Annotated in this window: 7 protein-coding genes, 1 tRNA gene and 1 pseudogene; 5 read left to right on the top strand and 4 right to left on the bottom strand. The window is 38.3% G+C overall.

Going from position 1 to position 16797, the window contains the following annotated elements:
• Window positions 1–69: 69 nt before the first annotated feature.
• Window positions 70–1221 carry a glycosyltransferase family 4 protein gene (locus WG989_RS16300; protein WP_340431024.1) on the bottom strand — a complete coding sequence of 384 codons (1152 nt, stop codon included), beginning with the start codon at window positions 1219–1221 and terminating at the stop codon, window positions 70–72.
• 258 nt (window positions 1222–1479) lie between these two features.
• On the opposite strand from WG989_RS16300, the gene WG989_RS16295 reads away from it, so the two are divergent.
• From WG989_RS16295 to WG989_RS16285, 3 genes are all read left to right on the top strand, one after another.
• Window positions 1480–2286, top strand: a complete 807-nt coding sequence (locus WG989_RS16295) for a 2,3,4,5-tetrahydropyridine-2,6-dicarboxylate N-succinyltransferase (protein WP_340431022.1) — start codon at window positions 1480–1482, stop codon at window positions 2284–2286.
• Between the two features lie 70 nt (window positions 2287–2356).
• Complete coding sequence (locus tag WG989_RS16290; RefSeq protein ID WP_340431019.1) at window positions 2357–3274, top strand: DMT family transporter; 918 nt, start codon at window positions 2357–2359, stop codon at window positions 3272–3274.
• A 57-nt stretch (window positions 3275–3331) separates the two neighbouring features.
• Window positions 3332–3415 (top strand) — tRNA-Leu (locus WG989_RS16285).
• 730 nt (window positions 3416–4145) lie between these two features.
• On the opposite strand, the pseudogene WG989_RS20975 reads toward WG989_RS16285, so the two are convergent.
• Together WG989_RS20975 and WG989_RS16280 are read right to left on the bottom strand one after the other, a co-directional pair.
• Window positions 4146–5006: pseudogene (locus tag WG989_RS20975) on the bottom strand (recombinase family protein); the annotation flags it as partial.
• 207 nt (window positions 5007–5213) lie between these two features.
• Window positions 5214–6146 (bottom strand): hypothetical protein, encoded by a 933-nt coding sequence (locus WG989_RS16280; protein ID WP_340431017.1) that lies wholly within the window; start codon window positions 6144–6146, stop codon window positions 5214–5216.
• 71 nt (window positions 6147–6217) lie between these two features.
• On the opposite strand from WG989_RS16280, the gene WG989_RS16275 reads away from it, so the two are divergent.
• Both WG989_RS16275 and WG989_RS16270 read left to right on the top strand, forming a co-directional pair.
• Entirely contained in the window at window positions 6218–6580 is a 363-nt protein-coding gene (locus WG989_RS16275; protein ID WP_340431015.1) for a hypothetical protein, read from the top strand.
• Between the two features lie 1048 nt (window positions 6581–7628).
• Window positions 7629–11609 carry a hybrid sensor histidine kinase/response regulator transcription factor gene (locus tag WG989_RS16270; RefSeq protein ID WP_340431013.1) on the top strand — a complete coding sequence of 1327 codons (3981 nt, stop codon included), beginning with the start codon at window positions 7629–7631 and terminating at the stop codon, window positions 11607–11609.
• Between the two features lie 141 nt (window positions 11610–11750).
• Here WG989_RS16270 and WG989_RS16265 read toward each other — a convergent pair whose 3' ends face one another.
• Entirely contained in the window at window positions 11751–16745 is a 4995-nt protein-coding gene (locus tag WG989_RS16265) for a YDG domain-containing protein (RefSeq protein ID WP_340431011.1), read from the bottom strand.
• Window positions 16746–16797: the final 52 nt, after the last annotated feature.

The raw sequence follows: 16797 nt of genomic DNA, 5'->3' as shown, positions 1-16797 counted from the left end.
AGAGCTTGGCGAGCAATAGTACTTGTTGAATAAATCTTTTGAATCAATTAAATCCCCCCAAATCATGGTTCAGACAACTTGCCCATACACTTCCATAACCTTAGCAGCAGTGTTTGCGTTGCTGAAACGTTGTGCATGCAGCCAGCCTTTTTCGATTTGTTGCTGCACAAATATTTCATCGTTGAGAATACGTTTCATTTGTTGTGCAATTTCTTCGGGTTTGGTTGGATCAACATAAAAAGCACCTTCCCCACCTGCTTCGGGTAAACAGGACACATTGGACGTAATAACAGGAATGCGGCTCCACAATGCTTCCAACACCGGAATGCCGAAACCTTCAAACACGGATGGATAGATCATTGCAATTGCCTGCTGGTATATGGCCGGAAAATCTTCTGCTGATTGAAACGTGGGTGAAAATTTTGCAGTTGGCTGATCCGATAGAAAAATAATGCGATCGTCTAATTGATTTTTATAAACGTAGTCTTTTACTTTTTGCTTGTACTCACCGCCATTACCAATAACTACCAACGGAATATCGATTTCACCCCGAAGCAGATTCATTGCTGTGCAAAGATTCAACAAATTCTTTCGCTCAATGATGGAACCAACGTAGAGAAAATATCGATGGGGTAATTTGTAATGTTCTTTTACACGTTGCTTTACATCGTCTGCAATGCGTTCACCAAACGCCGGATTGCAGCTCTGGTAACATACTTCTATTTTTTCTGCGGGTGTATTGTAAAACTGAATGATGTCTTGTTTGGTTTGATTACTGATGGCAATGATCTTATCCGCATGTTCACAAGCGTAACGGAATTTTTTACTGTAGATCTTCCGGTCGATCAATTTGAATTGTTCGGGATAACGTTCGTAGATAAGATCGTGAATCGTAACAATTGATTTGATGCTTGTGTTTTGAATGTTCACCGGAATTTCATGACTCAATCCATGATAAAGATCAATGTTGAATCGCTTCAAATCTTTTTTTACCCAATTGCTTCGCCAGGCTGCTGATAATTTCTTCGACAAAAACGATTGGGGCAACACTTCCTGCACATTCGGTTCCTGAAACTGAAACATCGATGATGGCTTGGGATTGAACAATACATAATGATGTTGCGGAAAATTCGCTGCCAGCGAATGGATCAGGGTGCGGCTGTAGTGTCCGAGTCCGGTTTGATTGTGAAAAGCTCTTTTTGCATCGAAGCCAACGTTCATGGGGGCAAATATAAGTGGTAAGTCGGAAGTAGTGAGTAGTGAGTGGGTTCACGCAATTTTGATGCGTACGCTAAATAGCAAACGGACTGTCCACTCCTCGGAGGGGTTTCTTGATGTTGCACATAGACATGCTTGCAGGGTTGGGTTGATCAACAGGATTACAGAACGTACAAGAGCTTGCGTGGCAACAGGCGATGCTATGAAAAACTGCAGCTGGTATTCTATTAAGAATTATTTTCGCAGCAAAATTGAACAACTATGAAAGATTTGATCCTCGAAGCATGGGGCAACCGTGAACTTTTAAAAGACGATAAATACAGTGATGCAGTGCGTGCTATAATTGAAGAAGTAGATAAAGGCCGTTTGCGTACGGCTGAGCCGATTGCCGATGGTTGGCAGGTTAATGAGTGGGTGAAACAGGCCATCCTGATGTATTTTGGTATTCAGCAAATGCAGACTTGGGATGTGGAGCCGTTTGAGTTTTATGATAAAATGTTGTTGAAGAAAAATTATAAAGAGCTTGGTGTACGTGCCGTGCCGCATGCAGTTGCACGGTATGGTGCATACCTCGCAAAGAATGTAGTGTTGATGCCAAGTTATGTAAACATTGGTGCGTATGTGGATGAAGGCACCATGGTTGACACATGGGCGACTGTTGGAAGCTGTGCACAGATCGGCAAGGGTGTTCACCTGAGTGGTGGCGTTGGCATTGGCGGTGTGCTGGAACCATTGCAAGCTAGCCCGGTAATTATTGAAGATGGTGTTTTTGTTGGCAGCCGTTGTATTGTGGTGGAAGGTGTGCGTGTGGAAAAAGAAGCCGTGCTGGGTGCAAATGTGGTACTTACACAATCAACAAAAATTATTGATGTGAGCGGTGCTGAACCAATTGAAATGAAAGGCCGTGTTCCTGCACGTAGTGTGGTGATACCGGGATCTTATACAAAGAAATTCCCGGCTGGTGAATTTGGTGTTGGTTGTGCATTGATCATTGGTCAGCGTAAACCAAGTACTGATCTCAAGACAAGTTTGAATGATGCGCTGCGTGATTTTAATGTAAGCGTTTAATACAGGTCTGGTTTTTCGAAAAGTGTTTTGAAGTCCTGTTGTTAGCAGCAGGACTTTTTTATTCAAGCTTATGCCCAAGAAATACTCTCTCGCTTTTATTGGTTTTGCATTGACGCTCGTTGGTTCGGTTTTGTTTTCAACCAAAGCAATTATTGTAAAGAAGGCCTTTGCTGATATTAGCATTGATGCACTTTCGTTGTTGACACTACGGATGTTGTTTGCATTGCCGTTTTATATAGCGGTGTTGTTTGTTACAAAACAAAACAGCAAAACAAGTTTGAGTTTGAAGAAATGGATACAGCTTGTAGTAATTGGATTGCTGGGTTATTATGTGAGCAGTTATTTTGATTTTGAAGGATTACGTTATATCTCAGCAGGACTTGAACGATTGATCTTATTTCTTTACCCAAGCTTTGTAGTGCTGATCAATGCATTTGTTTTTCGTCAACATATACAGAAGATTCAAAAACTGGCATTGCTCCTCACCTACAGCGGTATTGGCTTGGCTTATGCAGGCGAGTTTAATTTGTATCATTTAGAGCCGGGCTTCTTCTGGGGTGGATTGCTGGTGTTTCTCTGTTCCATTACCTATGCCATTTATATTGTTGGCAGCGGACGGTTAATTCCGCTTACAGGTGCAACAGCATTTACATCCTACGCCATGCTGGCTGCAACTGCAGGCATTTTTGTTCATTTTCTTTTTTTGCATGATGTTGCTTCAATTGTAACTGTTGCGAAAGAACATTGGATCTACGGATTGCTGTTGGGAATTGTTGCTACGGTGCTGCCCTCCTATCTCATCGCCGGTGGTACCAAACGGATCGGCAGTAATAATGTGGCGATCATTTCAAGCATTGGACCTGTTTCAACGATTATTCAGGCGCATTTTATTTTGGGTGAGAAGATCACCGTAACACAGGTCGCAGGCACTTTGCTGGTGATAGCCGGCATTTTGTTGATCGGTTTGAAGCGGGAAAAGACCAAATAAAATCAAGGCTTAGCATTGTTGGCAATAATCAAAATTCAGCTATATTTGCACCCCGCTGCCCAAGTGGCGAAATTGGTAGACGCACTGTGTTCAGGTCGCAGCGTTCGCAAGGATGTGCTGGTTCGAATCCAGTCTTGGGCACATGAGTAGATTTTTGGCGATTCTTTGATGAATCGCCATTTTTATTTTCGCCCGAAACCCTTGCCTGCTCTGCGATTGCGCTGAATATCGTATTCACTCTTTTGGTTCGAACTTCATGTTTTTGCTTGCTATACACAGCTCCATCAGGAAAAATCAAATGTTGAAGTATTTGCTTGTCTTCGAAAGACGCTGAAACCCACAACTGACTTAGGTTTTCAGCAATTTCTAAAGCTTTTTCTACTCCCGTTTTTAAGTTCGAACTGTCAATTGCAGAATTTGACAATTGAGCTGAAATTTGGTCGATTTCGGTCTTAAACTTTTTTGCGTATTTCTCATAGAGTTCACTCGTTAAACTTCCGGTTACATATCTTTCTTCTATGTTTTCCAGCTGCTGTTCTTTTTCTGTCAGCTGTTTCCGAAGCAGCTTATTTTCTTCAACTGTTGAGCTTGACAATTCTTTAAACCTTTGCAGCAACTGTTCCTTAATTATTGATTTGAATTTGCTGTTATACTCGAACTGAGAAAGATTTGTGACAAACAACTCATTTAATTTATCCGCCCTGATGTTCATCGGAATTTCAGCTTCTTTTACTTTGTAATACCAATGTCCTTTCGTTTTATAACCCGTCAGCGGCTGATTACTTAATTCATCCTTAATGAATGTTTTTAAAGGGAGCTCATCATGACGGTTTTTCTTAGGTATATTTTTACCAGGTGCTTTATCAAGCATTTCATTTGCTTTTGCAAACGTATGCAGGTCAATCAATGCGGGATGTTTGCCCTTAATCAACTGGCCCTCCACAAGATTTCCTGTAACGTAACCCGCATAAAAAGGATTGGCAATAACCAATTGAAAATTCGATTTGGTCATTTTAACTCCTTTTGCTTTTAACCGTTCAATAATTTCTTTGTTTGTTAAACGTCCATCAGCTTTTAACTGAAAAGCTTTTTTGATTTCTTTGCCAACATCGGTAATTACATATTCATGAAAGCATGCTCGTTGTTTCTTTTTTAAGTTTTCATATCCAAGCGGTGTGCTATATGGCCAATAACCTTTTAACATTACTTCCCTTGTATTGATTTTTGTACGATCGCTCTTTAATCGGTTATCAAAGTTATTCAGCAAATGAAAAAAGTTTTCCGATAATCGGCCTATAGCTGTTGAGGTATCAATATCCTGTGTTACAGAACGGATAACGACACCCTTTGTACGCAGTTCTTCGCTTAAATGTGCAGCTGCTGAGCCTGTTCGGGAAAAGCGATCGAGGTTAAACACGACGATGAAGGATACCGCTTTATTTTTATTCACGAATTCGAGCATGCGCTGAAACTCTTTTCGTCCATCCGACTTTGCACTTTCGAATGTTCCTCCGAAATATTCAATAACAGTTAATTGATTTTTCAAACAAAAATCTTCGCATAGTTTCTTTTGAACTTCCAGACTCCCATTGTTTTGAGCCTGTTCCGAAGAACTTACACGAGTATAGATGACAGCGCCACCTCCCCGTTTACTGGATGTAGAACCATATCGTTTGGCTGTTTTTTGAGCTAACAGTTTCTCAAGGTCTTTGCCCGATGTTATCTTTTTCATGTTCAAGTTTGAAATAAACGTTCACAAGAATTTTCACGAACAGATCAATCTGTTCATTCTCTTTCAGATTTCTTTTTGAATTTACCCTCTTTTTTGCTTCTTTTTGTTTTTCTACATTGGGTTTAATTTTTGATTTCATTATTCACCTGCATGCAGACCTAGTCGTTTTGAACGAAGTAGCTCTTATGGTGAAACCATTAAGCCGAGTTAATCGGAGTTGATATTTTTATTTGTTCTAACAAAGTTCAGTGTCTTTTTATCCCTTGTACTCAATCGTATTTCATCATAGTTACCGAGACCAAGAATTTGGCGTATTGCTTTCGCCTGTTCCCCCGTTATCTGACCTTTTTTTGTAGTATCGATTCTTAATTCTCCACCTTGCTGTTTCTTAATCACTAATTCAGAAATAGTCTTGTTATTTAATGCTTTTAATACTGTTTGTTCATTTTCATTTAACAAACGAGGCATAATGAAATTGTTAAGTTCTTCGTTTTTAATAAATTCCCGCAGAAAATGTGTGATAGAAAGATGGATATGTGGTTCGTTTACGTCAACATATTCTTTATTATGGTTTCCATATCCAACTGCATCAAATTCCATTATCCTTCCGTTTGTAAAAACCAACAAGCCTGTATCTGCCCGATCATCAATGCACTGTAACACCAGATTTGAAAGATAATTTATTTCAAGCTTGAGTGCATACAGTAACTTTTCATCTTCTATTCCACTCTGCAGAAAGTCCAGCATCTTTATTTCCTTCATTGAAATTGTTCCGGCCAGCTCCTTTTTTTTAAGATGTTCGATGTTGTACAGAAAGTTACTCTTGGGCAACTCATGATCATGGGAATCCTTAAAAAAGTAGTCGCAAATTTTTTGCATGTCAGCTACTGTATAATTAAACTGACGAAGCGTATCAATAAGCCGAAGCCATATCAATTGTACAAAATTGATCTTCAACTGCCATTTTCCCTTTGGGAAAAAAGGAAGTAATGCATGCTTACGCAAATAAGGCAAAGTAATCAGCATTGGACGGCCGGTATAATCCATGATATCAGCCAGATCAATAACAGGCTCAAATAGAATATCCTTGAATTCTGTCAACAGAAGTTTGCTATCCAAAGAAGTATTGTTTTCACTCATTTTATAAAATTAGATAAATTATCTAACTTTAAAAAATTAATCTTACTTTTACTTTTCTTAAATCCAACATCATGAATGCCAACTGTGTCTATGGCGGAAAAGAGTTTGAAAAAAGAAATGGTAGTTCCCGTTACTGCCCAGGCAAAATTTGTTATACTGCTGCCAAAAGAAGCAGGCAGAAAGATGTAGACGACCTCCTTAAATCGTTTCGGAGAGGCATTTATCAGAACTATAAGATTTTCACTTCCCTACTTCCATCACCAGGTATGGTAAAAAAACCTTTGACTGACATGCGAAAGCTGGGGTTTGATGACCATGCTTTTTACAGGGCTGTCACAGATGACAAGAAAATCATTTGGCATTACGTTGGCAATTACCTGTTTAGCATTTTACATGAACATGGTATCTATCAAATCATCATTTATAAAAAATAATACATGGAACTAAACGACTATGGACCAATTTCACAAGCACACAACAAACATGAAGGGACAGGCACGACAGGAAAGTATGTTATTGTCATTGCACTCGCCTTATTAGTCGGCGCATCCTTATCATACGTGTACATGAAATCAATGCAAAACAAACAACGAAACAAAGATTTGTTGACAGATTGATACCTTATCAACAAGTATCAAAATCATTGAACTCTTTCTCCAAATATTTCATCGCATGGCATTGTTGCCGGAGAAAAGAGAACTGAATTTGAACCAACCAAAGGAAGATTTGGCTTTATTAGTTATCAAACTTTGATATCCCATAGCGGGCAAAACTTCTCTTTCTAATATTTCAGCAATCTATATGCTGCGCCTTACTACATTAATTCCGGAACCATGGTTGCCGTAATCTTAATTGACAATATTCGTATACCTGTGCAGAAGCGAAGCTGTTTCCATTCATACCCCGCTTTTCGTATTCATCAAAAAAACAACGAGTACAAAGTCTGAAAGCTTCGTTGTGAAAAAGATTGAAAATGCCATAAAACAAATAAAATCTAACCCTTCTGTTGTTAACACTTCAAGCTCCCCGCTTCCACCTTTAGACTAAACCCGGTGATTTATGTTACTCCACATTCGCCGTTACTGTTTCTGAACAAGCGATCAACTTTTCATGGAATTGGGGCCGATTCCTTCGAAACAGAATAAATTGTAAACGCCAAATGTAAGTTTAGTAATATGAACTAACAATAGAGTTTAGATAACAATAATTGCAATTTCTAAGCCCATGTACCTTGACTACATTCACAATCTGCGTCAAATTAAAACTCAACATTTTTTAATTGCAAGCTGCTACTAGAGTTAACAAGGCTATTTCCCCCTAAGTTGTTGAACATTGAGAAGGCTTATACACCCAGAAGCATGAATGTTAGCATATTTAAAATGAAAAATATTCTACTTTTAGCCGAATAAGAACAGATTGCTTTTATAAGTAACTTAATTGCTCAAAGTTGAGATTAGGAATTCGCCATAATTTTTTTACGAAATGTTCAAAAAAATATTTTTTTCCGCTTGCATAACCCTTTTTGGAATTATATCTAATGGCCAAGAATTATATTTTAAAACATTAACTGTAAACGATGGATTAACACAGCACGATGTAAGTTGTGTCCTCAAAGACAGCTATGGGTTTACCTGGATTGGAACATATGATGGACTAAATAGATATGATGGATTTAATGTATTAAACTTCGCCCGTAAAACGAATGACAACGAAAGTCTTTCCAGTAACCGCATTTTATGTCTTTTTGAAGATTCTAAAAAAAGAATCTGGATTGGCACCGATGGTGGAGGCTTGGATTATTATTCACTTGTTACGGAGAAATTCGTTCGGGTAGAAACGCCGAAAAACTTTGATAAGATAACAGATATTGCAGAAAACAGTAAAGGTGAAATATTTATTGCCACAACAGGTGGTATCCTTAAAACGTCAAATGCCGATGGCGCATCTGTAGATATTCTGCAACTCCCCGTTACCGGATTAAGAATAACTGATATTACAATTCTAAATGGGGACGATGTTTTCTTCTCAACAAATCAAGGAATTTGGACCTTAAAAAATAATACCTGTGAGCAAATTCCTGGAACCGAGAATGTTTACAGTTCCAAAATTATTACTGATCAAAAAGGCCAGATATGGAGTATACTGAATGGTAAACTTACGATCCTGAAAAAAAATCAGCAATCATATACAATTGAGGAGGTCAAATCATTTCCTAAAACAATTGTTTTGTCCTTGTGCGAAGCAAAAGATGGCACAATATGGATCGGAACGGACAACTTTGGCCTGTTCAGCCTTCATCCAACGGACCATTCCGTAATTCAAAATATTAAACACAATGCATCGGACAATCGGGGATTGCTTAGCAACTCGATTTTAAGTCTCTATTGCGACAAAGACAATATTTTGTGGATTGGTAACCGTCAGGGACTTTGCTATACGAATCTCTCACAGAAAGGCTTTCAACATATCTCGTTTGAAGGGTTGCCGAATGTAAGTCGGAGACCGCATATCCGTACCTTATTCATTGACGATGAGAATCTCTATTATGGAATTCAAAACAGAGGCCTGTTCCGCTATTCATTCTCAACCAAAAAAACAGAGGAATTAATTAAAGAAGAGTACACTTTTCCTCTGTGTATAAATAAAATTGATGGGATCATTTATGTGGGAACAAATAAAGGCGTCTACACCAATTCGAATAGCAGCATAAATTTTACACCCATTAACATCGTACCCAAGCCGGACAATCTTCTTCCAACACAAGTATTATCCATATGTGGGGATAATACCAATGGAAGGTATTTTGGCACATTTTCCGGGCTCATTGTAACAAAAGGAAATACAACCGATTGGATACACAACCTGTTTCCGCAAGCTGAAATACTGAGAGGGAAACGAATTTTCAGTCTGCTTTACGATAAGGACGAGAACTGTATATGGATTGGCACTTTAAGTAATGGACTATACAAATTAAACCTTACAAGAGACGGAAATTTTCTTTCGCTTGAACAGTACAGCCAATCCATGAAAACGAACTACCACATCGCAGATAACAATATCTGGTGTTTTTATAAAGATAAAGATGGCACCCTATGGATTGGTACTGACGCAGGGCTACTTCGAAAACCAAAAAATTCAAACCAAATATCTCAGTTAAATATTGAAGAAATCGTTGATAAAAAAATTATGGGTATCGTGGGCGATGACGATGGAAATTTATGGTTAACCAATTCAAAAGGGCTTATTCGTTTCAATATTGCCAAGAATATTGTGCGACGATATTCATATAACGATGGATTGCAATCAAGCACATTTACCGAAGCTGTTGGAAAAGGAAAAGATGGCACACTCTATTTTGGAAGTATACACGGAATCGACTTTTTTAATCCACAGCAAATAGCTGTTAATTCATTTAAACCGGCTATAGCGATTTCTGATTTTAAAATCCACAACATTAGTATTTCGCCAACGAAAAGTTACTTTGGGAAACAGGTGTTGGAAAAATCAATCAACCTAACCAACGAGCTCTCGTTGAATTATAAACAGAATAACTTTCTATTTGAATTTACAGGAACAAACTACGATAATACCAATGAAAACCATTTCCGCTATAAATTGGATGGATACGATTCCGGCTGGATATATAAAACCGGGGCTCATCGTTTTGCAAATTATTCCAATCTTAACCCCGGAACATATACGTTCTGGGCTGATGCTGCTAACAGTGATGGAGTTTGGAGCGATTCGCCAAAGAAAATTCTCATTACTATTTTACCGGCACCCTGGTTTTCATGGTGGGCCTATTTAGCTTATTTTGTAATTGGAGCAGGTATAATTTTTGGCTTTATCGTACTACGCAGCAACCGACAAAAACTGAAACATGAAATAGATCTGAAAAATATGCAGTACGATAAAGAGAAGGAAATAAATGAACTCAAACTGATGTTTTTCACTGATGTTGCACATGAATTTAAAACCCCGCTTTCGTTAATTGTTGGCCCGTTAAATGATTTAACTAATAATAACATAACAGATGAACATCGAAACTTTTGTTTTACAATCATCTCAAGAAATACAAAAAGAATGATGTTTCTGGTCAGCCAGTTGTTGGATTTCAGCAAACTGAATGCAAATAAAAATATTCTTAAAATATCCAATAGTGATCTTTCAGAGTTTACAACTCAAATAACAAAAGCATTTCAGTGGCAGGCAAAAGACGAAGAAATAAATTTTAATGTTATTGCACCAGAGACATTTGAATGTTTCTTCGACAGAGATCTGATTGAAAAAGTAGTTTATAACCTGCTGTCAAACGCATTTAAATATACTCCGGCGAACGGCATTGTTGAAATTGAAGTGAAGCCGATTTGGAATAATGAAAAACAAATCGCCAATATAATCGTCCGTGACAGCGGCAAAGGAATACCCGATGAACAGAAGGGAAAAATTTTCGAACGTTATTTCCATGGAAATCAAAGATCTTCATCCGGCATTGGACTTCATTTAAGTTACAGCTTGATAAATGCACATAAGGGAAAACTGACTGTTGCCGACAGTTCATATGGTGGCACTGAATTTATTGTTACTATTTCTGTTTCAAAAAATGATTATCAGGATTTTGAATTTTCGAAAGTATATGAGGATAAACCGGGGGCAGAGGATTTTCTGTTGGAATCGGAAGCATCAAAAAAAGAATTTAGTGAAGAACATGAAAGAATTCTGATTGTTGAAGATGATCATGATTTGAGAGCCTATTTAAAAAATTGCCTGAAATCCAATTATTTAGTAATCGAAGCGCAGAATGGAAGTGATGGCTTGAAAAAAGCTACGGAAAAATCCCCAGACATAATCATAACCGATGTGATGATGCCGGAAATGAACGGGATTGAAATGTGTAAAATACTTAAAGCAAATCCTGAAACATCGCATATCCCGATCTTAGTGCTCACTGCTAAAACAGCACAGGAGCAGGAAAAAGAAGGATTGGATGCAGGTGCGTTTGATTATATAGCCAAACCATTTAATACACAATCGCTATTGAAGAAAATAGATAATATTATTGAGTCCCGGAAAAGTTTTAGAAACGCTATCTCAAATTTAAATCTGAATTTTGATCTCAAAAAACACTATACCCCTTTCGATCAAAAACTACTGTCAAATGCAATTAAAATAATTGAAGAAAATATCAGTGATGAGTATTTTTCAGTGGAAGATTTTGCAAAGCAGGTTGGATTCAGTCGAATGCAGTTACACCGTAAATTAAAAGCACTGACGGGTTGTTCAGCAACTGAATTCATCAATACTATTAAAATTAATTATGCCACAAAAATGTTTGACGAAGGGTGCGACCGGGTCAACGAAGCGATGGATGCTGTGGGCATTACCAGTTATTCCCATTTTAATAAACTCTTTAAAAAAGTAAACGGCACAACTGCCTCGGAATATCTTAAAATAAAAACGTAATGCGTTCTCATTAATTAATTGCTAATTATTTATAATCAAGTAATTAACTATGTTTGAAATCAGTTTTCTGATCTTATTAAAAAAAACTGAGTTCCCTGTGTAAAGAGAACTCAGTTTTTTTCTTAGAACAAGAGGCATTTTTTATTGCTTCACCAGCTTCATTAATTTTTTCTTTTCACCCTGCAATACTTCTACAATGTACATGCCGGGAGAATATCCTTGGCCCAGTTCAATTATTTGCCCTGCACTTATATTACTTCTTAATTCTATTTCCTTACCCGTAATATGCAGTACTCTTACTTGAATTAATTCTGTTACATCTGAGCTCTCAATTTTAATTCTGAAATAAGAATTACTTGGATTAGGATATACTTTAGCAACTAAATTAACTGAAGCTGACTGTGCAAGTTCGGCGGCAAAACTGTTCGTTCTGTTTACAGCAGGGGAGCAACTTCCGCCACCAGTTACAGCTACTTCACCACCGTTTAAGTTTTGTTTTATGGTAGCAGTGCCATTCCAATTGCTCGAATACCAGATACCGCCGGCTTTTCTGTAAAGAGAGATGGCTACTTTTTGATCGCATGCATTTTGATATACAATCATCTCAAACGTAGAACCACCTTCAATTTGTACCAGACCCAGGTCAGGCATCTGCTCGTATAGATTGGCTTTTGCACTAAATGTTGCAGTAGCTGTTGGCATGCCCACATGTAAAGACGAAATGGCACTTGTTGCAATGATGTACGTATGTAATTCAGTATCCAGTGTTCCATCAGGTTTATAATAGCTGCGTATTAAAACATTTGCTTTTCCTTTTGGATTGGTGCCTGATTTGGTATAAGCAATATCTGCCTGGAAATCTGTATTTAATCCCGACTGGCCTTTAATGTAACCCGAAGAACTTCTATTTTCTATTCTTCCGCCACCTACCATGTAACCGCCCGGAACAGGTTTAGAAACTGTAACAATTGTTTGGGCTGAAGACAAGTTCGGATTATTCGTGTATGCTCCTGAAATGCCTACAGCAATCAGGAAGTTTTGTGCATTATTCGAGCCGGTATTAAACTGTACAATGGCGCTGGCTGTCCCAATAGAACCATCTTCAACATCAATTAAACCCACGGGCAGATTTTGTGCACCGTTAATAGGCGTTAATGTAGTACCATTTACCAGATAGAAAGTAACTCTTGCACCTCTCATATCACCTCTCGGCGCACTGTTATCTCTAATCGTTGTTGATAATGTAACAGATGCACTGTTTGAAGTTGCGTTTGATGTCCATGCAAACAAAGTACCGGTATAGAAACCAACATTATCATTATAAGGAATTGCAGTTCGCTGCAACACCGTTAATGATTTTGATTGATTGCTTCCGCTGTAATTGTTATTACTGCTTGAAAATACTGCTGTAACTGAATAAGGATTTGCAGCAGGCAGATTTGATACCTGTGGCATCATCGTTGCCTGAACTGTACCTTCTGCATCGCCTGGAACAGGTACTACTGAAACAGGTGAGCCATAAGGAACTCCTCCAATGGAGAATTGAACAGTTCCTGTTAAAGCCTGTGCAGTGTTTGCAGGTTTTATTTTTGCCGTCATGGTTAATGGATCCATATAGCGAACTGTTCCAGCACTTGTGATCAATGTAGTTGTAGTTCCGGCCTTTTGAATAGCTGCATTTGCAGATGCTGTTGAATTCAACAGTGTATAGTTGCCCGCATCATTTCCTGTTAAACTGATGCCTGTTACAGAAACCGGCCATGTTCCGGCGTTAAAGTCGTCAAAGTTGGCCGAAGCGAAAGTTGCTGTTACCTCATCACCTGCAACTTTATCAGTAGAAAGTACAACATCAGCTGTTGTATTTCCATCAAACACTTTGTCAACACCTGTTGCAGACACCGTTAAATCTTTTGGAGTAATAACGGCATTATTACTGGTGCTTGCTGATGTTTCTGAAAGTACATAATTATCTGCAGCAGCTCCTGTTATTTCCAGACCTGCAACATTAATAACATGAGTGGTGCTTACAACTTTTGAATCAAATGTGGAACTTGTATAGCTCACGGTGATGGCATCGTTATTCACTCTGTTATCAGATAGCTTCACATTGGCTGTTGTATTTGCAGGGTCAACAGTTACACTCGCCCCTGCATTGCCATCATACACTTTGGAGGCACCACTTACAGCAGTTACAGTAAGAGGTCGTTTATCTATCTGCAAACTGCCATTAGCAACTGTAACATCGTAGTTAGGATTAGAACCTAAGGATACAGTAATGTCATAAATGCCGGCAGTAGAAAATTTTTCAGCAGTGGTTGAGAATGTGTAATTCAACACATCTCCATTAATTGTGCCAATGACTGTTGCATTTAATGTTGGATTATCCTCACCGTAGGTTTTCGTTTTGTTGTTAGCAGCAATGGTTGCTGTTGCTGGATTCACTGTAAGACTTACCACATTCGTGATCAGGTTTCCACAACTATTTGTGATCAAACATTGGTATTGATAACCGCTCATCGCTACTGTAAGAGAAGCGATGTCCAATTGTGCAGCATTAAATCCTGTATAAATATTTCCGGCATTGTTTTCAGTTGCAGTGATGTTTGCAAAACCGCTACCGGTGTTAATTTGCCATTGATAGGTAATAGCCGTACCTGTTGCAGCAAACGAAAACCGTGCGGTATCACCATAGATTTTTACACGGTCAACAGGTTGTGTAATAACAGAAGGCACAGCGCAGGTTAATTCATATGCACCTGTAATAGTACTTGGCTGTGTTGCTGCAAATTGATAAGTGTATCCCTGTTGGGCAGATGCTGTAACAGTTCCACCGCTTGCACTTACTCCCGATAAAGAATAAACATTTCCTGCTGTATCAATTATTGTGGCAGGATAAGAGAAAAAGATTTCTTTAGTGTTAGCTACGGGTGCAGTAAAATCTGTTGGCAGATTTAATTGTGCACTAAGCGTAGTAGAATTAGTATAATATTGATGCGTAACATTTACAGTAGTTGCACCAGCAGGTAAACCACTTGTTGTAAACGTTACATCACTGGTGGGCTGTTCAATTTTGTCTCCCAACCTGTGAACTAAGAAGTCAATATTCACATAACTACCAAGTGCACTTGCGTTTTGCAATCCGGTATTAACAATCCGTAGAGTATGCGTAGTGTTCACTAAATTACTGTTAGAGTACACAAGGAACTTCGTTTGGGGCGGGCTGGAATACAAATCAAAATCATCCAATACCAGGCTTCCGTCCAGGTAAACATCAACTTTACCCATGAACTGTCCTTTTCTTGCATAGTATGCAATGTAGTTTCCAACAAAATTAAATTCTGCATAAGACCCGGCTTTATTGTTCCAAGTTACAGTGCCTAAACTATCTGACGTGTTATTTGAAACAGGCCATGTTTCACTGTAATGAATTGCACCCTTCGATAAATCATTTGTAACATAATCATCATAAACGACATTTTGGGTAAAGTTCGATGTTGTCGGAAGGTTTCTCAGAATTGGAGTCGTTACATTATTGTAAATGTTACTCCATAAGTGTATATTCATTGCGTCCCGTATATTATAAGCATGGGTCTCATCTATAAATCGGTTTTTAAAGAGATACATATTACCATTTACGTTTGCGTTGTCTATAAATAATTGATCGATCAAAATACCACCGGGGCCCAAAGTGCCCATTCTCCGAACATTGTTTTCGAAAAGGCTGTTTTTAACAACAATATTCCATGCCGGCTGCGCTTCTTTAAAAAACGAATTGTAAGACGACCCCAACGCTATACCTGCATTTGCATTGAACCTGAAAGTGCTCGAGTCAATTACAACATTGGTGGTTTTTGCAGTAATACCAAATCTGCCTGTGTTTTCAAAAATTGAGTTTTTTACAATAAATGATTTGGGTAACCAATCTAATGGACTGGCGAATGTACCTGGCACAATCCAGCTTGGTGGTGTTTCTTTTAATACAACAGTAACTTGTGAGCTGCTGTTTACAGTTTGCGGAGTAGCACTCTCAACTGTTCCCGTCCACACAGGTTGAAAATTTGCATTAAGGAACTGGATACGGCTGTTTACTTTCATGTCGGAAACAACAGATTCAGCAAACATGACTGTTCTTGATGAAATTGAACCAACACTTAAATATTCGCCATGTACATTTAATCCATCATCACCGGGCGTATTTTTAACCACAACACTATCAAGTGAAATTAATCCTGTACAATGTGCAAAATGTATCCCATCCCGTGGCGATACTGCAATTCGGTTTCCAACAGGTTCAATTTTAACTCTATTCAAAGTGATATCTTTATTATCTACAAAATGATAGACAAACCCGGTAGAGTTATTGGTAACAATGTTGTTGAATGTTATATTTTCTGATTTACCCGTAACACATTGAGTGCCCCCATGATTGCCTTGAAACCAAAACACGCCATCACCAACATTCACTTCACTTGCAAGAGCACCATAATCTAAACTCAGTAATCTTCCGGAACCACCGGTAACAGGCGCCCAAGTAGGTAAGTTTGTATCCCAGGTAGTTCTCAATGTTTTATTTTTATTGTTTGCCATATCGTAAACACCCATGATATAAGGTTTCAGAATATTCATGGGATGGCCCGGTAAAATATCCACCATTACAGTTGTCCCGGTTTTTTCTGTTACAACACCGGCTGTATAATAGTATGGATCATTGTCGAAAACTAAATTCTCAACTGTAATGTTTTTTGAGAACCTTATCTGAAATAAAAAGGGTAACACCGCATTCTCAACTCCATTATTAAATCTGACCAACTTAGTGGCAGGCTCATTATTAATAGCAACACCTCTAAGTGTGATATTATTACCATTAAGAATTCTGATATAAAAATTAGCAGTACCGGCGGATATTAAATCATATCTACCTGCTTCAAATAGTACAACTTGAGGTGAATTTGTTGCTATTGCAGCATTTATTGCGTTTCGTATAGCTTGAGTATCGTCAATCCCATCGTCAGGAATAGCTCCGTATGTGCTTACCATAATGGTTCCATAAGCAGATGGATTATCCGCATCAAAATGGGCCTTTACCTTTGACCAGGTTACTAAAAGTAATAAAATCGAAACGATAACATGTTTCATTTGCTTGATTTTTATTGATGAATAATTTGGTAAACCTTCCGTTATAAAATGA

The organism is Lacibacter sp. H407 (assembly GCF_037892605.1).
Taxonomy (GTDB): domain Bacteria; phylum Bacteroidota; class Bacteroidia; order Chitinophagales; family Chitinophagaceae; genus Lacibacter.
Note: the sequence above shows the minus strand (reverse complement) of the source record. Positions and strands in the feature narration are given on the sequence as shown.

Bases quoted from the DNA above. Each gene is read 5' to 3' on its own strand.
- WG989_RS16275 (WP_340431015.1), top strand. From the start codon at position 6,218: ATGAATGCCAACTGTGTCTATGGCGGAAAAGAGTTTGAAAAAAGAAAT.
- WG989_RS16290 (WP_340431019.1), top strand. From the start codon at position 2,357: ATGCCCAAGAAATACTCTCTCGCTTTTATTGGTTTTGCATTGACGCTC.
- WG989_RS16295 (WP_340431022.1), top strand. From the start codon at position 1,480: ATGAAAGATTTGATCCTCGAAGCATGGGGCAACCGTGAACTTTTAAAA.
- WG989_RS16300 (WP_340431024.1), bottom strand. From the start codon at position 1,221: ATGAACGTTGGCTTCGATGCAAAAAGAGCTTTTCACAATCAAACCGGA.
- WG989_RS16270 (WP_340431013.1), top strand. From the start codon at position 7,629: ATGTTCAAAAAAATATTTTTTTCCGCTTGCATAACCCTTTTTGGAATT.
- WG989_RS16265 (WP_340431011.1), bottom strand. From the start codon at position 16,745: ATGAAACATGTTATCGTTTCGATTTTATTACTTTTAGTAACCTGGTCA.
- WG989_RS16280 (WP_340431017.1), bottom strand. From the start codon at position 6,146: ATGAGTGAAAACAATACTTCTTTGGATAGCAAACTTCTGTTGACAGAA.